This window comes from Butyricimonas paravirosa, from assembly GCF_032878955.1.
GTDB classification, from domain to species: Bacteria; Bacteroidota; Bacteroidia; order Bacteroidales; family Marinifilaceae; genus Butyricimonas; species Butyricimonas paravirosa.
On sequence record NZ_CP043839.1, the window covers coordinates 383,605 to 408,694 of the forward strand.

Genomic DNA, 25,090 nt, shown 5'->3' on the forward strand with positions numbered 1-25,090 from the left:
TATATGGAATTATATATCAACGCCTTCGCCCATTATCTCCCGGACGACCGAGTACCAAACTCCTACTTCAAGGACGTAAATGGTCTGGACGACGAGTGGATTCGCACCCGTACCGGAATAAGCACCCGGAGCAAGGCTGGCGAAAACGAGAACACGAATACCATGGCCCTGGAGGCTGTTAAACGCCTGAATGAAAAACTACCCTTCCCCATAGAGGAAGTCGACTTGATCGTGGCAGCCACTTACTCGCCTCACGACACGGTAGCCACGGCAGCACACATGATACAACGCCATTTCAAAGCACGAGCTGCACGTTGTCTCACCGTTTCGGCAGCCTGCTCCTCGTTTATCAATGCCATGGAAATCGTTGAAGGGTATTTTGCCATGAACAAGGCAACGAAAGCAATCGTCGTGGCATCCGAGCATAACACGGAATACAGCAACGAGACGTGTCCGCAAAGCGGTCATCTATGGGGTGACGGGTCTGTGGCTATTGCCATCTCCACTATGCCGGAAGGAGAAAAAGCCGCCCGCATACTTAATATATTCACCCGCGGACTTGGCCACATCGGTAAAGCAGACACTGCCGTATATTTACGCCCACATCACGGGGGGATCGGAATGCCGGAAGGACGTGACGTGTTTATCAATGCCTGCCATTACATGATCGAAGGCTTAAATGCTGTAACCAACAGCCAAGGTATAAAACTGACAGACTTGAAATTCATCGCATCACACCAAGCGAACAAGCGAATCATGGCTACCGTCGCACGTCAGATCGATTTTCCGGAAGATCATATGCTGTCGAACATTGAAGAGGTAGGTAACACGGGATGTCCCAGTTGCGCCATCGCCTTATCGCAAAACCTTGACCGGGTCGACCATGGCGACCTCGTGGCTCTCTCCGTGTTCGGGGGTGGATACTCTTGCGGGGCAGCGCTATTACAATTTCTTTAAGCAAATACAGAATTAAAAATAATGAAGGAGTGGCAAAAAATTTCTGCCACTCCTTCATCTTCAATCCACACGTAATAAATTATCCATCTGCATGACGATATAAGGTTTCCAACGGGCAAACATCTCTTCAAAAGACTCCCCTTTTTCAAGAAAAAGAGATGCACAAAGGTCTTTCATCACGAAAGGCATGATCAACAAGCTATAAAACGTGAAAAAGACAAAACGTAGAGGTACAGGCTTCAGTCGCCCGGAATCCATCTCATCTTGCAAACTTCGCGCTATCTCTAGAAAATTCCGTTCCAATCGTAAATCGGCAAGCGTGTTGATCAAATGATTAACATCCCGATTCGATTCTCTCATCACGAACAACGGCAAACGCGGGTTTTCACTAAATACCTCAAAATAAGCATCAATGACACCCCCTACACGCTCCGTAACAGGTTTATCCTTCTGCAAGACAATATCCTGTATTTTGGGGAGCAGAAACAGCACGATCTCCCCGAAAACAGCCTGAAACATCCGCTCCTTCGTCCGAAAATAATAATGCAACCCCGGACGGTTAATACCCACCTTCGCCGCAATATCACTCATGCTGGTCTCGGCAAAACCGTTTTCTATAAATTGTTGTTTAGCTATCTCTATAATCTTTGTTTCCAGATTCTCATTACTAACAGATTCCGTCATGACACTATCCCTTTAAATTATCTATAAATAACAAAACGCGATTAGTTATATTCACATCACTAACACCACTATCAAAATCTAAAGATAGTAAATTAATATCCGGGAAGAAACTTTTTACACGTTTTTCAATACCTTTAGCCACTATATGGTTGGCTATACAACCGAAAGGTTGTAGTCCCAACACGTTTTTCACCCCCTGTCGGGCATAAGACATCACCTCGGCAGGCAACAGCCACCCCTCGCCAAACTGGGCGTTCAGGGAAACGACCTTTCGGGCATCCTCCGCCTCTTCAAAAATATCCCCGAAAGGAATAAAATAGCGGAAACGCCCGGCAATCCGGTTTACCCGGTCTATTTGTTTCTTCACCGTCTTATAACCCAAATCATACACGAATTCGGGTAACTGCCTTTTTTCCATGTACGACTCCACCTTCACTTTCCGGTTCACGAAACTCTGCATGAAGAAACCGGTAATCATGGGCGGCACCACCTCTATCCCACGTTCTATTAACCACCCGGTTATATTCTTGTGAGAAAAAGGATTAAACTTCAGAAAGATCTCGCCAACAATACCAACCTTAGGACGAGTCTCATCTTTACAGATTCGATCAAAGTCAGCAGCGGCCATGGAAAGACAACGGAACAATTCCTTTGAACGATTTTCCAAGATTAACTTTTCCGCCTTTTCCAGATACATATCTCTCAAGCGGGCCGCCTCCCCACTCTCTTTCTCCCGCACAACAGACGCGTGATAAAACTTAGAGATACAATCGCTATAAAGAACAGCACGTAAAGCTATGGGTAACATCTTCAACCAGTTTATCTGGAATCCCGGTTGCACGTTCTCGATCGAGCTACCCAGGGAAAACGAGATAACAGGCACATCCGTGTAACCCGCATCAACCAACGCTTTTTTGATCAAAGATATATAATTGCTCGCCCGGCATTGTCCTCCCGTCTGGGTGATCGCCACGGCCGTTCGGGAGGGATCATATTGCCCACTCTTAAAGGCCTTGATAATATCCCCCACGATCAACGTTGCCGGGTAACAGACCTCATTATTGGCGTATTTCAGCCCCCATTCACAAGACTCGGTATTACTGAGAGGCAAGTTCTCCACGTCATACCCCGCCACACGCATCACCGCCGGAATCAATGGCGACAGGAACGGAGTAAAGAACGGAATCAGAATCTTTCGGTCTCGATACGTCTCGTCATAAACGGGAACGGTGGCAAACTCCCTAGTCTGTTGTTCTTGTTTCTTGTCCTCGTTAGCAAGTTTCAAACTCTCAACCAATGAACGTACCCTCAACTTCATCGATCCCACGTTATTAATATCATCAAGCTTCAACAAGGTGAGTGACTTACCATGACGCATTAACAGCTCGCCAACCTCGTCCACGAGAAAAGCATCAGGTCCACAACCGAACGAGGTCATCTCCACGAACTGGATATTTCTACCCTGCCCGGCACACCACCGGGCCGCTTTCAGAATACGATCGGGATATGCCCATTGCGTCACGAAATGCACGTCATGAATGGGAATATCCTTATCGCGGACTATATCATCCGTGATCACGTGAATACCCATGTCTGAAAGCATATCGGAAACCTTATGTTGAATCAACGGATCGGTATGATACGGGCGACCAGCTAGCAATATCGTTAAGGCCCCCGCCTGCCCCGCATCACGCAAGACTTGCTCGTTATACCCGATCAACTCGTTCATGAAAGTCTCCTGCTCCTTCAGGGCTACTGCGAAAGCCTTCTTCACGGAATGAATGTCTACCCCTACCTGCTCCAAATACTCACGACACTGTTTAAACAGTAGTTCCTTATCTTTGAAATTAATTGCCGGAGCATCAACCGGTATTCCCTCTGCCTGTACACTCTTCACGACCTCCGAGTACCCCGTCACGATAGGACAATTGTAACTATTCTGCTCTTTTTCCTGTTTCTCGAAAACCACGAAAGGCATAAACACCCGGTCTACCTTTCGATCAATTAAATCCTGCACGTGGCTATGTACCAGTTTCGCCGGGAAACAAATATTATCCGACATAACCATGCGAGCATGACGTTCATACTGCTGAAAATTCGAGGGATCGGATAAACACACCCGTATACCGCACGATGTAAATAACGTATGCCAGAACGGGAATTCCTCGTACATATTCAAACAGCGTGGTATACCAATCGTAAGTAATGGATGGTCAACCCGTACATCACGATGGAATAGCAACTCGTTTTTCCGGAGATAAACATTTACTCCCTTCACTTTATTGTTCTCGCCATTCGTGAAGACCTTCTCACACCTGTTCCCGGAATAATAGTTTTTTCCATTACCAAAGCAATAGCGCATCACGGAACAAGTGTTGTCACATCCTTTACAATGTAACACGCTTGACGTGTAACGAGCTTGGGTAATCATCTCGTCAAGAGAGATAGGTTTTCCCGGATGTTGCATCGCATACAAGGCACACCCGAAAGCCCCCATCAGTTCCGGAATATTACACCGGGTAACTTCCGTACCCGTGAGTAATTCCAACGTACGTACCACCGCATCATTTCGCATGGTCCCACCCTGCACAACGATATTTTTACCTAGAACCGAGACATTCTTTAGTTTCAGTACTTTATACAAACAATTCTTCACGACGGAATAAGCCAATCCTGCAGCAATATCATCCACCGTTGCTCCTTCCCGGAGTACCTGTTTGACTTTCGAGTTCATGAAAACGGTACATCGTGTCCCCAGATCACTCGGTGAGGACGCACGACAGGCTGCCATAGAAAAATCGTGAGCCGTGTATCCCAACGTGTGGGCAAATGTCTCGATAAACGAACCACACCCGGAAGAACAAGCCTCGTTGATCTCAATCCGGTCAATCACCCCGTCATTGACGAAGATAGCCTTCATATCCTGTCCCCCGATGTCAAGAATAAAAGATACATTCTTATTCAAGTAACGAGCGGCCATATAATGTGCGATCGTCTCGATAATCCCAGCATGGAGCTGGAATGCCGATCGAATCAAGTCCTCCCCGTATCCCGTGGAGCAACTTCCCCTTACCCGGAGAATAGCTCCCCTTTTCTCACATTCCTCTCTCAACCCGTCCAACCCCTCTTCCACCGCTTTTATCGGGTTTCCCCCGTTTATTTTATAATAAGAATACAGTAGTCTGGCATGAATATCCGTCACCATGATCTTCGTCGTGGTAGAACCGGAATCTATACCCACGAATACCTCATGCTCACCCGCCGTCAAGCATGACTTCCGCACTTGATTCCTAGAAATTCTCTCCTGCCACATCCTATACTCTTCCGCATTGGTAAATACCGGCTCCAGACTTCCCCTCGCATTTCCCGAAAAATCAAACTCTCGATCAATTCTCGAAATCAGTGCTGACAATTTACACGTGTGATCATCGCCCTCTCGATATAATGCCGCACCAAACGCCGGGAGTAACGTCCCGTTATCCGGTAAAATCACGTCCCTCTCGTCAAGAGACAAATATTCAATAAAAGCCTTCCGCAAAGCTGGAATAAACGTCAACGGACCGCCACAGAATAACACGGGCGTTTCTATATCATACCCATGAGCCAGCGTAATCACCGTCTGCACTGCCACGGCATGAAAGATCGAGGCCGCAATATCTTCCCGGCTGACATTCCGTGCCACCAAGTTCTGAATATCCGTTTTACAGAACACTCCGCAGCGGGAGGCAATCGGGTACACCCGGGTAGCATTTAGGGCAAGCCGATTCAACTCCTCTACATTCACCCCCAGAATCACCGCCATTTGGTCAATGAACGCTCCTGTTCCCCCGGCACAATTACCATTCATACGCAAATCAATCGCCTCGGCATCCTTGAAAAAAACAACCTTTGCATCTTCTCCACCAATATCAATCATGGACCCCACGTGCGGATAACCCTGTTGTATGGCCTTTGTTGCTGCCACAACTTCCTGCACGAAAGGCAAAGAACATTTTTCCGAAATCCCCATACCAATTGAACCTGTGATCTTCACGGAAATATCCGCATCACCCAGCAAAGAAAACAACTCTCTCAAGAAATGAATTATTGTTTCCTTTGCCTTGGCATGATGCCGCTCATACTTTGAGAACAAAATCTTATCATACTCATCAACTGCCACTAACTTGGCTGTCGTTGAACCTATATCAATACCCATTCTAATCATAGCCTACACGTTTTACATATACGTTTTACACTATTGTCAAACACAAATATAAAACAAGTTTCAATAGCGTAATCACGTGAAAATTAGAATTATATTATTTTAACAACCATTTTAAAGGCAGAATAAGTACAACCACATCTACTTCGCAATTATTTTATCTAATCACTCGTACAGCATGACTATTCTTTTCTTTCTATATCGCTAGCACGTAAAGACCCTATCGAATTTCAACAAAAAGATATACCTTTGCACGAAAGAAATTATCATGAATGACCAGTCTGTAATATGTGCTATTGCCACTGCTCCCGGGATGGGTGCTATCGCCGTGATTCGCCTGTCAGGAAAAGGATGTATTGAAATTTGTGATCGGGTGTTTGTTTCCCCTTCTGGGAAAAAATTGACAGACGTTCGTCCGAATACGATTCACTTCGGGAAACTCTATGACGGGAAAGAGCTAATCGACGAGGTTCTGATTTCCGTATTTCATGCTCCCCATTCTTTTACCGGGGAAGACTCGATCGAAATTTCCTGTCACGGTTCCGTGTACATACAGCAACGTATATTACAGCTATTAATCTCTTCCGGGGCACGGCTTGCCGCTCCCGGGGAATTTACTCAACGAGCTTTTTTAAACGGCAAAATGGATCTTTCCCAAGCGGAAGCCGTTGCAGATCTGATCGCCTCATCCTCCGCAGCAGCCCATAGCATGGCATTAAGCCAGATGCGAGGCGGATTCTCGGACGAACTGATGAAACTGCGAATGGAATTGTTACATATCACCTCTCTACTCGAACTCGAACTGGATTTTTCGGAAGAGGACGTGGAGTTTGCAGACCGATCGGAACTACGGGGCATTGCTGTCGGTATTGATACATTAATTTCTCGCCTATGTGCCTCCTTCTCCCTCGGCAACGTGATCAAAAACGGAATTCCGGTAGCCATCGTCGGTAACACCAACGTGGGGAAAAGTACCCTACTCAACGCTCTGCTAAAAGAGGATCGTGCCATCGTCTCTGATATAGAAGGCACGACCCGCGACGTGATCGAAGATACGATTAACCTTCAGGGAATCACGTTCCGATTTATCGACACGGCAGGCATCCGCCACACTGACGACCGAGTAGAAAATATGGGAATCGAACGTACTTTTTCAAAAATCGAACAAGCCCGTGTCGTGTTATTTTTAATCGATGCAACCAAAGACACGGAACAATTCCTTCCCTATTATACCCAAGTGAAAGAACATCTCGGACCTGATGCCCGCTTGTTAATTCTACTCAACAAGACAGACCAAACAGATGCTGCCGATATTATCTTGTCACAAATCACGTCTCTATCTTCCGGAGAAAAGATTCTCCCGATTGCTGCAAAGACAGGGTATAACCTCAACCACTTGGTAGACGAATTAGTTTCCACGATCAACATAAATGCTCTTCATTCAGGAGATGTTATCGTCAGCAACGCCCGTCATTACGAAGCCCTCACCCATGCCCGCCTTGCCATCGAGCGAGTCATCACTGGACTGGATTCCCATCTTAGTGGTGAGTTTGTATCACAAGACATTCGGGAATGCCTACATTATCTTGGTGAAATCACGGGACAAATCACAACGGATGAGGTTTTGGGAAATATATTTAAGAATTTTTGCATCGGAAAGTAAGATATCATTATTAACTGCAATCAATTAGAACTATTTATAACGAAGTCGCTGATTTTCAGCGGCTTTTTTATTTGCCTAAAATCCGGTTAAGTCCGGTTATATGCACTTTTTCACCATATTTTTCTACCGTATTTCTACCGCGAAACCAATGGGAAGAAATGCCCGATGTCACTATGACGCATTAGTTTACGTGTGTTGACAGTGGTTTACGTGTATTGACATAAAAGAGGCGAAATAAAGCGAAATAACCTCATAAAAATAGAAAAATATGAAAGTAAGAAAAATTTGCCAATGGTGCGGTCAACCATTTATCGCACAAAAGACTACAACGTGTTATTGTAGCCACAGATGTTCATCTCTTGGATATAAAGAAAGAATAAGAGAACGAAAACGTGAACTAAAAAAGATGCAGGAGATTTTAACACCAAAGTCATCTGTAGAAGGTCAGGATTTCTTTTCTTTTGCACAAGCGGCAAAACTTATGGGTGTAACTAGACAGTACATTTATAAACTTGTCAAAGAAAATAAACTTCGTGCATCACGAATCAGTCCCAAGAAATCCATCATCAGAAGAACAGACATCGAGTTAATGTTAAAGACGAAACCTTATGAGCGTATTATTCCTAAAGATGATTTTGACATCACAGAATACTACACCGCTGAGCAGATTGCGGAGAAGTACAAGGTTAAGCCTAAATGGGTTTGGACCTACACCAGAGAGAACAACATTCCCAAGGTAAAGATCCGTCAGTTCAATTATTACAGCAAAAAGCATATTGATGCCGCATTTGCAAAGTATAAAACTGATGAAGCCTTGACTGAATGGTACACTCCCGAAGAGATTCAGGAGAAATATGGAATGACACGAGTTGCTATCCGTTCACAAGTCTATCGTAACAATATCCCATCAAAGAAAGAACATGGGCAAATATTCTATTCCAAAATCCATTTCGATTTATCAAAATCAAGTGAGCAAGAGAGTACAGCTGAATACTACACTGTGCAGGAAGCTATGAAGAAATACAACCTTTCTCGTGATTCTGTATATGGAGTTTTACAATTCCATGAGATTAAAAGAGAGAAGAAAGGTCGTTATGTACGGTTCCTAAAAGTTGATTTTGACCATGTTATGGGAGCTCGAAAGTAACTAATTGCAATTATTTGAAGAAAACAGGAAAATTAACTCTTGCTGAAAAGAATCTGCATGTTTCCATTATTCACATTTGCACCAGAAAAATTTATTGTATCACTTTTAAAATTATAAAAATATGGACTGTAAAACCATTACATTAAGAACACGTGTATTAAGAAACGGTATGTTAGGTTTCTATTTGGATTTTTATCCAGGTTATCGCGACAAAGAGACTATGAAAGTCTATCGTCACAAAAGCATAGATATACAAATTTATGCAAATCCGAAAAATCAGAGAGAAAGAAATTTCAATGCTGAAATGTCTGAAAAGGCAGAAGCTATTCGCTGTCGTGTGTACGCGTCTGTAGTCAATGAAATGTATGATTTCTTCGACAAGGATCGCTACAAAGGTGACTTGCTCGAATATTTCCGCAAGCAGCTTCCCAAACATGACCCGAAATGGGCTTTCGTGTATGCTCACTTTTCCCACTATGTAAAGAACAAATGCACCTTTGAAGATGTCAATTATGACCTCTGTAATGGATTCCGCGAATATCTTTTACATGCAAAGAAATTGACTCGTTCAGGAAGAGTATCAAAGAATTCAGCCGCAGGTTACTGGTCAACTTTCAGAGGATTCCTTAAAATATTATATAGAAGTAAAATGATTAAAGACAATGTAAATGATTATCTCGAAAAGATCGAGACAGACGATGTAATCAAGGATTATTTATCGGTAGAAGAACTTTTCACTTTGGCTGAAACACCTTGTGAAATCCCTATTTTAAAAACTGCTTCCCTTTTCTCTTGCCTGACCAGTCTGAGACGAAGCGACATCTCAGCACTACGTTGGGAAGATATTGTAGATTACTCAGCAGGTGGTAAATGCGTGCATATCATCACACAGAAAACCAAAACTGAAGATATCATTCCCATTAGTGCCGAAGCATTGGAGTTGGTTGGTTATGAACCGGGTAAACGTGGACAAGTGTTTAAGGGATTGAGAGTGAGTTGGACACAATACCCAATGAAGAAATGGATTGCTTCGGCAGGCATCACAAAGAACATTACCTTTCACTCCTATCGCAGAACATTTGCAACACTTCAGGCCGCTGCCGGAACCGACCCGAATACCATTCGTAGCATGATGGCTCATAAATCCATTACTACCACACAGCGATATGTAAAGGTAGTAGATGCGAACAAACTTGAAGCCAGCAATAAGATAACTTTGAGAAGATCTTAAGAGTCTTATTTTACCCTTATTTTTGCAGTCAGAGTATGATATTTTTCAGATAATCATACTCTGACTTGTTTTTTTCATACTTTCTGAACGATTTACTGCAACTAATTGCAATCAATCGGATTGAAGCATCTAATTTTGAGAAAAAGATAAACATAAAATCTCATAATTATGACTAATTCAGCTCAACTTCAAGCCAAGAAAGTAAGCCTTTTTCTTTCATTATTTGTAATTGCCTTCACGATTGTTGGCAGTTATCTGTTCCTTAATCATCAAATCAATTTGATGAAATATTCAACTCCAATAATATTGGTTTTGATAGTATCAATCCTCGCTTGCGGAGTGCTTAACCGTATCTTCTATCAGTTCCTGACAAAGAATGAGATTTATTTTTCTTTTGGCAAGCAAGACCTAAGTGTTAATGAAGATAAAGTATCACAAGATGCTGTCGAACAGGTTGTTCCATCAGTAGCAACTAATGAAGTCTCTACTACGCCTCCCATCAATATTACCATTAACCTCGAAAATACCGGGACTACTTCAGAGAAAACAGAAGAAGTTACAGAAAAGCCGTCCTCTGCATTAGATAAATTCGAAACACTCTTGGAAGAGAGCCAGAAACAAAGTGCCGAAAAACGTATTGATATTATGAATGAAGTGCGTAGATACACTGTAGGTGTTATGCATGAATTCCTCAGCAAAGAGAATGTGAAAATTCTTCTTGACAACATCAACTATCTTTCATGTGGAAAATTAGAAGAACTTAAGCCAATACGCTCTAATCCCGACAAGCCACTTCGCTCCCCTGACCTGAGACATTTTGCCTGGAATATAGGTCAGCGATTAGGAACACCAATGGCTGACAGAGCATTATTCATCAAGACTGTCTTTCCGTATGAACTTCGTGAAGCAACTGTTCAATATTTGGAAAAGAATCTTCGCGATGATATTACATCTAAAATCCGTATTGACGCACCTAAAAAAGGAGATTATCACTTCAAGTGTATGATGGGAACAGCAGCCTAAACCATCAACTGCAAATATTTTCAGTTATCAGGATAATTAATCTTTGCTGAAAAAAAACTGCATTTTTCCATTGTATTGATTTGCGACACGTTTAACTAATTATCTGTTTAAATTATGTCGACCAAAGAATTAACATTTAATGATTTGCCAACCGTGGTAAATCAGCTGTGCGAGCAAATCGCCAATTTGGAATCAATGATGGAGATGCATTTTGCCAATGCTGCTCAGAAGAAAGAGAACACGCATGTACCCATGACAAGAGAGGAAGTGTGTGCTTATCTTGGTGGCATCACAAAATCATCATTTTATCACAAGGTTAAATATGGTGGACTTCCTGTTGTAAAACAAGGAAAACGTCTGCTTGTCTATCGGGATGACCTTGATAAATGGTTGGAATCTGGCAGAAAGAGCGAAAAGCCTATGAGCATTGAGGAAGAGCACGAAGCAATGCGTTCAACTATCCGTCGCAGACCAAAACCTCTAAACTTTTAGGTTATGGCAGAGTTGGATTTTTCAAAGTATGAAGATCTGCAAGCGTGTATTGAAGAGTCTCGAATCAGTATAACAAAAGATTACATCAAGTCACCTGAAGTACTGATGGTTGGCGACAGTACATTTGGAACACTAGGCAACTTCAGCGTATCAATCGGAAAGGCTAAGAGCAAAAAGACTTTTAATGTGTCGGCTATTGTAGCTGCTGCATTATCCAATGGCTCTGTACTGCACTATAATGCAAAATTCCCGGAAGATAAACGATTTGTTTTGTACATCGATACAGAGCAAGGACAACTCCATTGTCAAAAGGTACTCAACAGAATTATCCGACTAATGGGACATTCGCTAGATTCAGACCCGGAGAACCTTTTGAAGTTGGCTCTACGCAGGTACTCCCCTGAAGAACGCATCACAATCATTGAACAAGCCATAGAAGCGATACCCAATCTTGGCCTGGTTATCATTGATGGTGTACGAGACCTGTTATATGACATCAATAGTGCTAATCAGGCTACTGAGATTTCAACCAAACTAATGAGATGGACGTATGACAAGCAGATACATTTGCATACCATTCTCCACCAGAATAAAAGTGATGAAAATGCACGAGGACACATCGGAACAGAACTCAATAATAAAGCTGAATCAGTTCTTCAAATTGAGGTAGATAAAGAGGATAAATCCATAAGCGTCGTAGAGTCACTTTTGAGCAGAGGAAAGGATTTTGAGCCATTTGCGTTCTGTATCAACGATGAGATATTGCCCGAATTGGTAGAAGATTATACACCCACAAAGAAGAAAGCTGGACGTCCAACCAAAGCACCATTTGACCCGTACAAAGACATAACGGAAGATGTACACCGAAAGTCTCTGACTGTGGCATTTGAAAATGGAAGCATCGGTAAATACAACGACTTCGTTAAGGCTTTGCGACGTGGATATCAATCTCAGGGTGTGAAGCTCGGACAAAACAGAGCAGTAGCGGTAGCACAATTCGTTTGCAACAAACGCATGGTAGTCAAAGACAATAAAGTCTATGAGTTCAAGTAGGACTTCCGTTATTAAAGCGACTTCACTTTATTCTCAAAGCATATATATCCTGATTAAAGTAAAGTTACTGCTAAGCACCTATTTGTGTGTACACTTGTATTAGCCGTTCAGTAGAAAACAACAGGTCACTGTTGCAAGATATGCCAAGGTATAACCTCACTGCGTAACGGTTGTACAATGGCGCTCTTGCCTGCTCATTATTCGCAGGTGCGGTACTCGCAAGCTCGCACCTATTATTAAATCAAATTCAGAAAATATGAAAGAAATAAGAAACATCTTTATCGGGGCAAAAGTTACCCCATCACAGAAGGAATATATAAAGGAGTCGGCCGACAAATGTGGAATGTCTGTCAGTGATTATCTGCTGGCTCGTGCCTATAACTATGAGCCAAAACATCGGCTAACAGAAGCCGAAGTATCGGCATTACAAAACCTTAATAACTGTCGGGCAGATATTGTACAATACACATCAGCACTCAAAGGAATGGAAATATCTAAAAGAATGCAGATGTTCAATAGTTATCCTTATATGTTGGGGTGGCTTGAGAGACTTGCAGATATGGGTAACAGCATAACTGCCTTTTTAGACAAAGTGAAAACCCCGAACAATTTACCACCAAAATTAGAGATAGAAGAATCATGATTGCAAAAGCTAAAGCCATTTCACATGGAGTTAATGGACTTCGGTATATTACCGGAGAATCACATAATAAGAAGAATCCTGAGAAGATATACAGGGTATATGATAATATACTCCCCTCTCATTTGGATGCTTATGGAATATGGAATTCGATGCAGCTGACCTTTGGACAATTTCGTTCAATGAAGAATTCAGTTATACGCATTGAGTTGTCACCATCACCCGGACATACACGACACTTTACTCTTGATGATTGGGAGAAGTTATGGAAAGAATTTATCGAGGAATTCGATAAGCAAAACATCCCCGATAAGAACGGAAAGGTTATATCCAAATTGACCAATATATCGGGAAGTAAGCATACAGTATGGTTGCACACCGAATCGGACGGAGGTATTCCGCATCTGCATGGTATAGTATGCAGGGTTGATGAAAATGGTAACGTAAACAATGACCACAAAATTCATCTTAGAGCACAACGAGCTGCCGAACGAGTTGCACGCAAACGTGGCTGGACTACCGCAATTGAAGTGCACAATAGTAATATCCCTCAGGTCAATACTGATTGTCTCGATACACTTCAATCAATGCCCTCCTGGTCATGGGACGATTATAAAAGAGGACTTCAAGCAAAAGGTTACTCAATATTTGAACGCAGGGATGAAAGTGGAACACTCAGAGGCTATGTATTGCAAAAAGGTAGTTACAAGTATAAAGCTTCTGAGATTGGAGTGGGCAGAAATTTGATGGCTTCCAAGCTAGAACGCACATGGAAGAAATTACATCATCAGCCTGCAACCTCAATCAGATCAACAGAGAAAAGTGCAAAAGTGCAAAGTGCACCGAAGATTGCATCAAGACAGGAAATAGCTGTTGATTATACTCAATATCGACCAAATACAGATGCATTCGAGGTTACTCACAACGGAGAACAGCAGCGATATTTTGTTCCTCGTGATGTGCTCAACCTATTTGATGATGAATTTGACTACAGACTTGTTGCCAACTGTGATGAACTTAAAGATTTGGCTGTAGCAATTTTTGTTGGGCTTATCGGAGGTGATGAGATAGTTGCAACTGGCGGTGGTGGCGGTTCTCAAAGCGACTTACCATGGAGAGATAAGAATGAAGATGAACTGGACTGGGCTCGTCGTTGTGCACGCATGGCAACCCGTTCATTAGGAAAGCAAACGAAATCAGGATTAAAACGATAAGCATGGGAAAAAGAATAGATATATCGGAACTAAGTAATAGTGTGAAGCCGAGTGCAAAGTCTGGTCAGGAAGAACATCCATTGACAGATAAGCAGATAGAGGCTCTTCTAAACAACATTGCTTTTAACCTCAAAGATTTAATTTCATTGAATCACAATGTGGCGCAGCTCAGGCGAAGGTTATATGAGTTTCTTCAGACTATGCCTGATGTAAAGGAGTATGTACATCAGCAGGCAAAGCATAAGGGTGAGAAAGAGGCTTTTGAGAATCTCTGCAAAGCAAGTCGACAGCTGACTGAACACATAGACAGCAAACTGAAAGAATCAGAGAGTCGCATCCGTAAAATAGATGGCTATGTAGCAATTCCAATAAACTCTATTTATATTGTTCTGATTTTGATACTTGCCCTATCCACATTTATGCTCTGCATCCTGATTCTGAACATCCAATTCTGGCACTCCAGCCTAATATGGAAATGCCTCGGCATAACAACCGGAATTGCAGCCATCGGAATCACGCTGGTACTGTATCTTCCAAAATGGATAAGGAAATTTGAGAAATGATAAAAAGAAAACTCCCCAACTAGTTGGTATTAACTTGTTGGGGTTATTCTAATTCGGTATATTCACTTTTACTCAATGATTCAAATCGTTTCAGTTCTTCATCCATTTCTTCATGATTGAGTATGAAACGAGAGCAATTTTTAGCTCTTGCAGTATCGTGTTGGTCAAATCGATTTATACCAAGATATTTGTATAAACGGCACAACTTGCCTAAGCCATCATAGCTATCAACGTAATTTTTACAATACAGACAGTTTTTGATTCCAAACCTTTTGTAACCTTGGTACTTAGCCAATTCATAAATACCAAATGCTACAGGAGTGTGAAAACAGATTTCCATAAGTGATTGGCTTCTAGCTTTCTTTATTTTTTTACAAAATGATGTGTCTTGATAACATCGTGATTTTCCTGATGTATATAGTATATATCTTGAAAATTCCACCTCCTGATTAATGCTTGATTCATTGTAATCTTCTGATTTGAATCCCCAAAATGTAGTATAGCACTCCGGGTATAATCTGGCATCTATCTCATCTTTATTAATCTGTCGATTTGATTCTACGAAACCATTATCTATTATAGATTGAATGTCATCTTCAGTTTCTAATTTAACCTCAATAATTTTTCCTCCATTATGTAATTTATTAGAATCACTCGCATGAGTTACAAAGAACTCTATGTATATCGGTGGCAAATTGGGATTTTTGGAAGAAAATATTTTTAAGTCAGAACGCCTATTTATTGACTCATATTGTACCTCCTGTTCACATGAATCATAGAACTCTTTTAAATTGAATATTTTTTGAGTTGCTTTATAACAATCGCCATATCTTACAAATGTACATGAGTTAACTTGAGGACAATATGAGCGATACTCGAAACTCACATTAAATACATCTTTAGACATGAAAGCCTCTTGTACCCTTAATTTTGCTAGCTTATGTAACATGGTTTCATAGGCAGCCTCACAATCCATTCCAGAGGCATGAGCAAAGTGATGGATACGTTTGACTCCACCATTTTTAGCTACTAACTTTTCTTTACATGATGGACAATAACAATCGCACGCCAAGCCTTTGGGGACTTCATCTATATGGACAAAATTTCCATTTGAATTAAATGCGTATGTTAATAATCCTTTCTTAGACATGGAATATATTTATTTACTCCTAAAATCCGCAACTATCATCCAATACACGATTAAGGGTAGATTTATGAGTCGTTAGTAGTAGCTTTCAGTAAAAAGCAACAGCACAACATCAATATGTAGCCAACATCCCCTTACCCCACGATGCGACTTGAGGTAATACGCAGATTCTAACCGGAAAGAAAGGATTCTTATCCGAATTCTGTTTTGAAGGGTTTTGCATAAGCGCGGTTCTCTGTGTAGATATTCAGCACGTATTGCCTTGCAGTCATGATCCACTTGGCAGGTACGGAGATGAATCTGAAGACAAAAGCCTTTATGCGACTCGTTTTCTTGAGCCCAAAAGCCTTGGTGTCAAGCCTGCTCATGATGGTCTTGTAGAAATTGTGTATCAATGCAGTAAGCAGAAGAAAGACAGTATTCTCCGCCATGAATGACTTGGGGAGCCTGCTCCAACCGAATCCGTTGTTCATGTCGTCAAAGATACGTTCCTTGCCGCCACGCAGATTGTAGAATTCAACAATGTCCCTTGTCGATGACTTGTAATCGTTGGTCAGAATACAACGGTAAGTGTATTCGCCTTCCCACAGGTCAAGGTCGCCACTGTTGCGTCTTTGTCTCTGGATGACAAGACGATAGCACTTGCCTTCCCATTTCTCAACGAGAATGGAATTGAGTTCGAACTGGATGCCGTTAATCTCCTCCGTCTTCCATCCTCTCAGAGCAAAGATGTCATTGTAGAGCGAACTGCATCGGTTGGCACGGATGTAGAAATGTTTGCAATGCTTCTCTATCTCACTGACGATTTCCTTCGAGCAGGAACCGCAGTCTGCCCTGAAGCGATTTACACGGATGTTCTGGGATTCCAGAAGAGCGAAGAATCTCTTATGGGTGTCTGCCTGATGAAAACGCACATTCGTGTTGCCATCGCTGTTCTCGATATAGACTATCTTGTCACCGATAACATATACGCCAGGCCTGTAGCCGAGGAACTTTTTGTAGGTCGGTTTTGCATCATACTTCTCCGTTTCAAGAAACTGATGGTCAAAGTCAACATCGTATTCCTCAATTTCCTTCAACTCGCCTGTAGAAACCAAAGCGTTTATAAGCAATGTGTTGAGTTTGTCTGCAGTATTGAAATCATAGGTCTTGCCTTGGTCGGAAGTATAGGAGATGTTTTCCTTTGTCAGTTCCTTGATGGCTCTGAGGATGGTATCAGAGCTGCATGTACGAAGGGTAGGATGATACGAGAGATGGCGCATCAGTTGTGACGTTACGTCTTCCACGCATGAGCCGCCACAGAAATAAACGCTCATCAGCGAACGGACTATCTCGCTGAACTGATATCCGATGATACTGCGGCATCTCTGACCCAGTGTTGAGTCGATAACGGGTGAAAGCATGGAGTCAAATTTCTCCATGATTGAAAAAATTCCTCCAAAAGGTGTGAGTTTCTCAGATTTTATTTGTACCTTTGCCATGCCTTGTTACGATTTTCGCTTGTTTTCTAATTGCAACATACTACTGGTGCGATAAAATCGCATTAGTTTTAAATATCATCAAATAACGAGAGTTCTTTGACATTTTGGTTTGAAATGATTGATGAGTCTAGCTTGGTTATCAACGACCGCAGGTCAGTCCTTTCCAACGCGGATATTCTAATCAGGGTAGCCACCTCGGTGATTGAATAAGGGCTGTTGCTGGCAACCTTTATTCTTACTACTGTCAGATACGATATGATGGCAGCCCAAAGATGGATTTTGACAGCATTTTCCGAATATCCCCACAGAGTTTTTACGGTAATGTTCTGTTTAATCCACTTGAAGAATACCTCTATATCCCATCGATGGCGGTACAAGTTGGATATTTCCAAGGCACTGACTTCAAAGTTATTGGATATAAAGTCCACAATAGTATCATTATCAGGGTCATAAACGCGGACAAATCTCATGGCTTCGGGATACAGCTTGCTTGAGTTATACCCCGTTACCCTTATACGGGAGTCTTCCAGTACGCCAGACTTGACATCGGAAATATCCATCTGCTCGACAGTCTCGAATTTCATGTTCTCTTTTGGACGTGATACCCAAAATGCCTGAGCCTGATGAAATCTGAAAAGTGCTTTAAAGTCAACATAGGCCTTATCCATCACGTAGAAAGCATAAGGCTCCGGTGCCAGTGCATCAAGCTCGTTGCTGTCATGCCACTTGCCGTCCGTGATATGGATATTGGCAGGTATGCTGCCTCTCAAATCCAACAGGGCGTGCATCTTGACAGCTCCTTTGCTGTATTTCCCCAAAGCCCACGTTGCAAGCCTTATACTGGTTGATATGGTCGTGGAATCAAGCGCATATATCACGTTATCAATGGTAATTTGAGACAGTTGGATATTTGAGAACATCGGTCTGACCGTGGCAATCAAATAAAGGCCCAGCCCCTCAAAAATGCGATAATCCCTGCTTTCGTTTGCACGAGACAATGAGGTATGGTTCACGGCCTTACGAAAACCGAGATGATAAAGCATCTTGTTATGGGCTTCGAGGCATAGACAAATATCCCTCAGAGAATCACATCCTGTCAACTGTCCGAAAAGCAGATGAAGGAGGTGATTGTAACTGCTGAGATTTTTGGTATGCCAATCTCCTTTATATTGCTTTACGAGTTTATCAAACTGATAACGCGGTATATACTCGACAACTTGGGAAAATACAAACTTGCCTTGATTCATAATCCTGATGTGTTGAAACTACAGGACTAATAAATCATTTTCAAATCAAAAAATCAATGAACGCTTATATTTGACTAAAAATTAATCGTTTAACTACAGTGGTGTGGTTTTTATCGCACCACTAATAATTGCAACACTAAGATAAGTGAAAAATCTGACACAGCAAAATCCTGGGCAACTTTTTGTTGCTCAGGAACTTATAAATTAATTTAAATCAAAGTGTTGCGGAATTAAGGTTACTTATTTAAATATTTAAATAAGCTGAATGTTCATAGGAAATTTTGTACATCTACATTCATTTCATTGGTATAATTACATCTTCTTATACAAAACGTACTTTCCCAAATTTCTATATCGTAATTTTTCTGACGAGTCATAAAAGCTATCAAAATCAGATTCAAAATGTGTTTTGCTAACTAGTCATTATAGAAATTGATTCTTCAAAAATAGGCATTTGAGTACTATCAAAGTCCTTTAATAAACTTCTTGCAGTATCTCCGGTTTTTATAAGAGTTGCGGAATTGTTGAAAAACTTTTCATTGTAATCTATCACAGAATTTTTCTTTACTGTCTCATTTAGTGATGATTCAGCTACAGAACATATCAACTGAGTCCCAGAAGGAAGATTTTTACTTATAAATGATATTATCAACTCTTTGTTGGTTGCATCAACATCTTCTTTGAATATTGCGTCCAAACATAGTGGTAGTTTATGTATATTATCAGTTTTATCAATAAGTTTATTAAACGCAAAGTGATAAGATAATACGGTTTTTAATAACTCGACGCCTTGTTGTCGAAATACAGATAGCTCGTAAGGAGAATGAGCAAAATCTCCAATTTTAACATTTAACATCTTTAGATCTTGCAAGAAAAGTCTGTTGAATTCGTCGCTTTTTTTCTTACGATCTTGTTTAATACTTTCATCAGTCTTAAACATTTTCAGTCTATTAGTAACCTCTTGAAGTTTATGTTGAATTCCATTTTCCTTATCTTGAATTGTTTCCAATATCTGAATGCTTGCTTTATTCTTAATCCAATCATTCATAGATAATCCATTGGTATTATACGATTCAAGAACGTTATAATTATTTTCTAAATCAATTTTCGTTTTTTCTATTGTATTCTTTTGTTTATTTAACTTTGATCTTAATTCCGCTATTTCCTTTTTCGTTGTTTCAATTAAAGTAGATGTATCCTCTTGATTTTGAAAATAGATGTATTTTTCTGTAAGAGTATATTGCATTTCTTGATTACAAACCGGACATCGTTTTTGGGAATAGGTATTATCTTTAAGTGTTTTTTGAGTCTTTCTTAAGACGGCTAATCTTTCCTCATGATATCTTAGTTGACTAGCAAGGACAATACATCTGCTTTCATTTTGTATAAGCACTTTACGATTTTTATTATACTTACTAACATAATCAATTGCTTTCTGAACGAATAATTCGTCATTATTCTGTGCATATACTAAATCCTCCCGACTTTGTTTTATTCGATTCAGTACATCTAATTCTGATTGTAATTCTTTTTTATCTTCTTCTAATTTATATTTTTCAGTTTTATCTTCAAGAGGATTGAGTACACCGAAGTAATAGTCATAATAGGACTCTTTAAACCCTTTGTAATATTCAAAATTTTTAAAGGATTTTAGAGGCAAAATCCAGCCATAATCCTGAGCAACATAATATGGCAAGAACATAGCTTCAAGAGGAGCCTCAACCTCGTTACCCTTACTATTTAATTTTAATCTAAAATAAAATAGTTCGGATATATATTTTTTTAGTTTAATATGTTCAGTACTATTATTTCCGGAGATTCCTTGAAATTTGATGACTGGAGCATCATTAACTTTTATATAAACAAAATCATCATCTCTGATAATAATACAATGTTTTACCTCTTGATTATAAAATACAGAAAAGTCCACTCTAAAAATTGGTTTTTCTTCAAGGATTTCGGCTAATTTATACTTTTCGTCATTAATTCCAAAAGTATAATTAATTGCTTGAATCACAGTGCTTTTACCTGATGTATTAGCACCGTATATGATGTTAATTTCATCTAAAAACTCAGTATAAAAACTTTTAGATGCATTCTCCGTAAAAATGAAAAGTCGATTATATTTTATTATTGTTCTCATTTTAAATCATTTTTAATGAATCGTAAACTTCAAAATATGCAGCAAAAAATACTGCTTTTAATTGTGTGTTACTCAAACTAGTCGTTTTAGACCTTATAAATAAATCTATTAACCTATCAATCATTTCTATTTCATCATAGACATCTTCTATACTATTGATATTTTCTGTGACGAATTTTTTAACTATCAGATGCTCTGTACTGGTATCTAGTTTAAAATAATCAAAAGCTGATTCAAAGTGGAATTTGAATAATTCTCGTTCCTTAATAGGAATTTTTAATGCTCTACATATTTGAGATTTTTGCTCCCTCCAGTATTTAAAGCACTTACTCTTGGTAGTTATAATTTTGAAAGCGTTATTTATTTCAACAGAAGATACCCTTTTACTTTCATCTAGCAATGATGCTACATTACCATTGTTATACGTACTTTCGATTTTCTGAAATAATTCCAATATCAGATTTAAAGCTGCTCTAGCAGATTCTATCTTATTCCCAAAAATTCGTTCAATCTTTCCAACTAATTGATCTTCTTGATTAATAGCAGTTCTACTTAAGTCAATCCCAAGGACATTCAATTGTTCCAAGTGATTGTGAAGATCACTATCTGTTATACTTTTTTTTATATAATCCTTAATAGTGTTTGGTAAATCATTATAATTAACACAAGTATTATCTTCTTTTACAATAACACTATCAGATGATTTTTTTAACTCAATTGTTTGGTTAGTTACAAAAAACAAAGAGTGCGAATAATCTTTTGACTTTTGGTAAGAAATATCATCTACTAATGCTTTTCCTGTACAAAGAATTTTTTCAAGGATTTCTAAAAGCTCATTGTTTAAAATCCATTTATTAGGAGATTTCTTCTTGGATTGATAGGCATTAATAGTTTCAATATGATTGTTATTATCAAGAAAACATATAAGGCAATCATCATGATGCTCTAGACATACAAAATAGTTAGCATCTTTGTACTTTGATTCATAGTCGTTAAGAATTAAATACAAAGCAGTATTCCTTTGTAATGCAAAGCCTGTAATTGCATTTACACCTGCATTTGTAGCCCTATTCATTTTCTTTGCCATAGATACTTATAATGTGATTTTCTACAATTACTTTGTTACAAGATTATACAATGTCTGATAGTCTTTAGCTACTCCATATTGAATTTTACAATCACTGATAGCTGCAAAGTGGCGACGTGCACACTCTATTTTAGCCTCTTCCGAACCTCTCAGCTGAGACTCTTGCCAATCATTACCTTTAGTTTCTGCAATGAAATAGATATGCTTCACACTGCCTTCTTTGAATGCTACTGCCCAATCTGGATTGTAATGACCCATAGGAGTGTTAATATAGAATCCACGAGGTAGTTTTGTATAAACTTCTACATCATCCTGACTTTCCAATGCTTCTGCAAAATTCTTTTCAACCCCTTGACTATCTACTACGACAATATCATACAAAGATTTTGCACTCTCAATTGCATTTACGCCTAACTTACCACGAATGGTGCTTTCTGTAAAGATTTCCATATCATAGGTATTCGTTGTTTTTTCGTATGCAATCTTTTGAATGACTGCAATAGCTTTAGCATCATTGATAATGTTACTTGTTTTAATGATGAACTCTTCAGGATTCATCTTAAATTGATAGAAAGTTGTCGGCTTAATACCTTTTAATATTTCCACAATGGTCTTACGGGTCAGACCTGTTGATTCAACCAGTTTGCCTATTAAGTCGTATCGCACAGAATTACCAATTGCTTCACTCACACGGATAGTGCGAGACTTACCTGCTGTCATGGCTACGCCAGCCTCCAGCGACTCTCTATCACGTATATTTTCCAATGAACCACCTTCTACTACAATACGGATTTCTGTAACGATAAGGTGCTTATCAATTGCATCAATCGCTTTCTTTATTAGCTCGTCTGTACTGAAATCAACCTTGTAATAAGTCTTTACATTAATGCGTTTCCACACTTCGTTAAATTTCTCCTTAAATAAATCTTCACGGAAAGTAGCTATTTTAGGAGCACGAGCATTTGTTGGTTTCATGGCATCCGGGTTGAATACAGTCTCTAACTGTCGCACAATACCTTCTTTAATAGGTGCTAATTCTTCACCCAAATCAATAGAACCAGATTTCTTATCATTGAAATATTTCTCGGTCAGCTTACCTTTCTTTACATAACCACAACTGATAAGTTCCTCATGAATTTCAATCGCCTTTTCCTTATTGATTTTAACCTCCTTGCCGTCAGTAGTTATCATTACCATATCTTCAAATAAATACGGAGTAACAACAACTGGTCTATCACCTATATTTTCCGCCAATTCAGTCTGTAATTGCTTACTGAAATGTTCATAACTTTCGCTTGCAATAACAGTTAAGATATTAGTATCAAAAACACCATCGCCCAAGTTGTCCTGATCTTGACGCTCTCCATTTTTATTTACACATAGGCGCATACCACGACCTACCTCTTGACGTTTTTTAATCTCGTTAGTTGTATCTTTTAAGGTACAAATCTGAAATACATTAGGATTGTCCCAGCCCTCTTTCAATGCAGAATGAGAGAAAATAAAACGCACTTCCGAACCATTTACTTTGGGATCAAGAGAGAGCAAAGTCTCTTTATCCTTCATAATCAAATCATAGGCACGAATCTCATTTTCCCCTTCTTTCTCCTTGGAGTCAACAGATACACCTTTTTTGTCTTGTGAGAAGTAGCCCTGATGTACCTTCTCGACTTGAAATTGACTCAAATATCTTAGGTAAGCTTCATCGGAAAAACGAGGTTGCATTTCCTGAAGTACATTCAGATACTCCTCTTCAAACATTTCTGCAAACTTTCCATTGATTGTGCCATCTTTCTCATAAATTCGGTAGCTGTTTACATGGTCAATAAAGAACAATGAAAGTACTTTAATTCCCTTAGGGAATAAGTCACGTTCGCGCTCTATATGGGTGCGGATAGTTTCCCTAATCTGTATTCTTCTTAGGGCTTCTTCATTCACTTTGCCTACAGCATCACCTTCATTAAGCACAATACCATTCAAAAAACGGACAGTACCAGCAACTCCATCAATACGCTCTACAATGAAGTGGTTCTCATATTCTGCCAAACCTCCACTTTGCTCATACAAATTAAATCCTTCACCGACCAACTTTGTTGTCTGCTTAAAACCATTGGCAGTTTTTACATCAAATGAAATACGAGCCTGAGGATTACCCTTACCAATAACTATTTGATCAAGATAGACAAAGCCATTGGTAGCAGTAGAACCTTGCTGTGTAATGCCTTTCACTTCGATCTTCTTTACAAGCTTGCGGTTGTATGCGTCCATTGCATCCAGTCGGTAAACCATATTGTAAATATCTCCCTTACGGTGAGTAGCACTATATAACAGCGTAAACAGAGTGCGGAATTTTGCGATACCTTTTCGGGTAGCATTATCCTTGTTTGCACCCAATACGCTTTGTGGCTCATCAATAATCATAATTGGATTTGTTTGAGCCAATATATCAATAGGTCTACGACTGCCAAATTCATCTCGTTTCGAGAAGATGATACGAGCTGTAGCATCTCCACTTCTACCTTCGCCTTTACTCTTTTCCTCGTTCATTGAAGTGTTAAAGGCTTGGGTATTGATAATCATTACATAAAGTCCGCTGTCGCTGGCAAAGGCATCAATCTTTGAAAGCTGTTTGGAATTGTAGATGAAGAATTGAATACGTTTACCATACTCGTTGGCAAAGTGCTCCTGCATCGTTTCAAAACTCTTGGCAACACCTTCACGAATTGCAATACTTGGAACAACGATGATGAACTTACTCCAACCATATAGCTTGTTAAGCTCATACATCGTCTTAATATAAGTATAGGTCTTACCAGTACCTGTTTCCATTTCGATGGTAAACATAGGATTTTTGGTATCACCTTGCAGATACTCAACCGGCTTTAAGCCCCAACCCATCTGTACTTCACGTAAATTTTCGGTCAATGCATTTGCATCGAGCATTAGACGCTGATTACCAAAACCTGTCAGCGTGAACATACCGCCTTTTTTGCCTTGATCTATCAAAAAGTCGGTACCATCACAGAATTGTTGACCGGTGAATACATCGGTCACACTCTTAGCCGCATCTGCTTGAAAACGTTGATGTTTGAATTTTAGTTTCATACAGCCAGCCTA

18 protein-coding genes are annotated in these 25,090 nt (G+C 40.0%); 10 read left to right on the forward strand and 8 right to left on the reverse strand.

The features are described 5' to 3' along the window. The first annotated feature begins 3 nt into the window (after positions 1-3). Positions 4-957 carry a 3-oxoacyl-ACP synthase III family protein gene (locus F1644_RS01540; protein ID WP_118302225.1) on the forward strand — a complete coding sequence of 318 codons (954 nt, stop codon included), beginning with the start codon at positions 4-6 and terminating at the stop codon, positions 955-957. Positions 958-1,017: 60 nt separating this feature from the next. Here the strand turns inward: F1644_RS01540 and F1644_RS01545 are convergent, their stop codons facing one another. Then, positions 1,018-1,641, reverse strand: coding sequence for a TetR/AcrR family transcriptional regulator (locus F1644_RS01545; RefSeq protein WP_118302224.1), 624 nt, complete (start codon positions 1,639-1,641; stop codon positions 1,018-1,020). A 4-nt stretch (positions 1,642-1,645) separates the two neighbouring features. Beyond that, positions 1,646-5,845, reverse strand: a complete 4,200-nt coding sequence (locus tag F1644_RS01550; RefSeq protein ID WP_118302223.1) for an acyl-CoA dehydratase activase-related protein — start codon at positions 5,843-5,845, stop codon at positions 1,646-1,648. A 265-nt stretch (positions 5,846-6,110) separates the two neighbouring features. On the opposite strand from F1644_RS01550, the gene mnmE reads away from it, so the two are divergent. The 9 genes from mnmE (at position 6,111) to F1644_RS01595 (ending at position 14,868) form a co-directional block, all read left to right on the forward strand. Continuing rightward, entirely contained in the window at positions 6,111-7,505 is a 1,395-nt protein-coding gene (gene mnmE / locus F1644_RS01555; protein ID WP_118302222.1) for a tRNA uridine-5-carboxymethylaminomethyl(34) synthesis GTPase MnmE, read from the forward strand. Positions 7,506-7,773: 268 nt separating this feature from the next. Beyond that, the gene (locus tag F1644_RS01560; protein WP_118302221.1) at positions 7,774-8,652 is read left to right on the forward strand and encodes a helix-turn-helix domain-containing protein; all 879 of its coding nucleotides are present in this window, start codon (positions 7,774-7,776) and stop codon (positions 8,650-8,652) included. A gap of 121 nt (positions 8,653-8,773) precedes the next feature. After that, positions 8,774-9,883, forward strand: coding sequence for a tyrosine-type recombinase/integrase (locus F1644_RS01565; RefSeq protein WP_118302220.1), 1,110 nt, complete (start codon positions 8,774-8,776; stop codon positions 9,881-9,883). Positions 9,884-10,051: 168 nt separating this feature from the next. After that, the gene (locus F1644_RS01570; protein ID WP_118302219.1) at positions 10,052-10,906 is read left to right on the forward strand and encodes a hypothetical protein; all 855 of its coding nucleotides are present in this window, start codon (positions 10,052-10,054) and stop codon (positions 10,904-10,906) included. A 114-nt stretch (positions 10,907-11,020) separates the two neighbouring features. Further along, the gene (locus F1644_RS01575) at positions 11,021-11,398 is read left to right on the forward strand and encodes a helix-turn-helix transcriptional regulator (RefSeq protein ID WP_118302218.1); all 378 of its coding nucleotides are present in this window, start codon (positions 11,021-11,023) and stop codon (positions 11,396-11,398) included. Between the two features lie 3 nt (positions 11,399-11,401). Further along, on the forward strand, positions 11,402-12,451 hold the full coding sequence (locus F1644_RS01580) for an AAA family ATPase (protein WP_118302217.1): 1,050 nt from the start codon (positions 11,402-11,404) through the stop codon (positions 12,449-12,451). Positions 12,452-12,707: 256 nt separating this feature from the next. Then, positions 12,708-13,094, forward strand: coding sequence for a plasmid mobilization protein (locus tag F1644_RS01585; protein WP_118302216.1), 387 nt, complete (start codon positions 12,708-12,710; stop codon positions 13,092-13,094). Next, positions 13,091-14,305, forward strand: a complete 1,215-nt coding sequence (locus tag F1644_RS01590) for a relaxase (protein WP_118302215.1) — start codon at positions 13,091-13,093, stop codon at positions 14,303-14,305. Before F1644_RS01585 ends, F1644_RS01590 begins: the two co-directional genes overlap by 4 nt. 2 nt (positions 14,306-14,307) lie before the next feature. Beyond that, complete coding sequence (locus F1644_RS01595) at positions 14,308-14,868, forward strand: hypothetical protein (protein ID WP_118302214.1); 561 nt, start codon at positions 14,308-14,310, stop codon at positions 14,866-14,868. Positions 14,869-14,911: 43 nt separating this feature from the next. Here the strand turns inward: F1644_RS01595 and F1644_RS01600 are convergent, their stop codons facing one another. From F1644_RS01600 to F1644_RS01625, 6 genes are all read right to left on the reverse strand, one after another. Next, a complete protein-coding gene (locus tag F1644_RS01600; RefSeq protein WP_118302213.1) occupies positions 14,912-16,018 on the reverse strand; it encodes a competence protein CoiA family protein in 1,107 nt (368 codons plus the stop codon). A gap of 188 nt (positions 16,019-16,206) precedes the next feature. Then, positions 16,207-17,496, reverse strand: a complete 1,290-nt coding sequence (locus F1644_RS01605; RefSeq protein WP_008766692.1) for an IS1380-like element IS612 family transposase — start codon at positions 17,494-17,496, stop codon at positions 16,207-16,209. 68 nt (positions 17,497-17,564) lie between these two features. After that, positions 17,565-18,743: an IS4 family transposase gene (locus F1644_RS01610; RefSeq protein WP_168044627.1), complete on the reverse strand. Its 1,179-nt coding sequence runs from the start codon at positions 18,741-18,743 to the stop codon at positions 17,565-17,567. A gap of 412 nt (positions 18,744-19,155) precedes the next feature. Beyond that, complete coding sequence (locus tag F1644_RS01615) at positions 19,156-20,886, reverse strand: ATP-binding protein (protein WP_118302212.1); 1,731 nt, start codon at positions 20,884-20,886, stop codon at positions 19,156-19,158. A 1-nt stretch (position 20,887) separates the two neighbouring features. Beyond that, positions 20,888-21,973, reverse strand: coding sequence for a dsDNA nuclease domain-containing protein (locus tag F1644_RS01620; RefSeq protein WP_118302211.1), 1,086 nt, complete (start codon positions 21,971-21,973; stop codon positions 20,888-20,890). 27 nt (positions 21,974-22,000) lie between these two features. Continuing rightward, on the reverse strand, positions 22,001-25,078 hold the full coding sequence (locus F1644_RS01625; RefSeq protein WP_118302210.1) for a type III restriction-modification system endonuclease: 3,078 nt from the start codon (positions 25,076-25,078) through the stop codon (positions 22,001-22,003). Positions 25,079-25,090 lie beyond the last annotated feature (12 nt).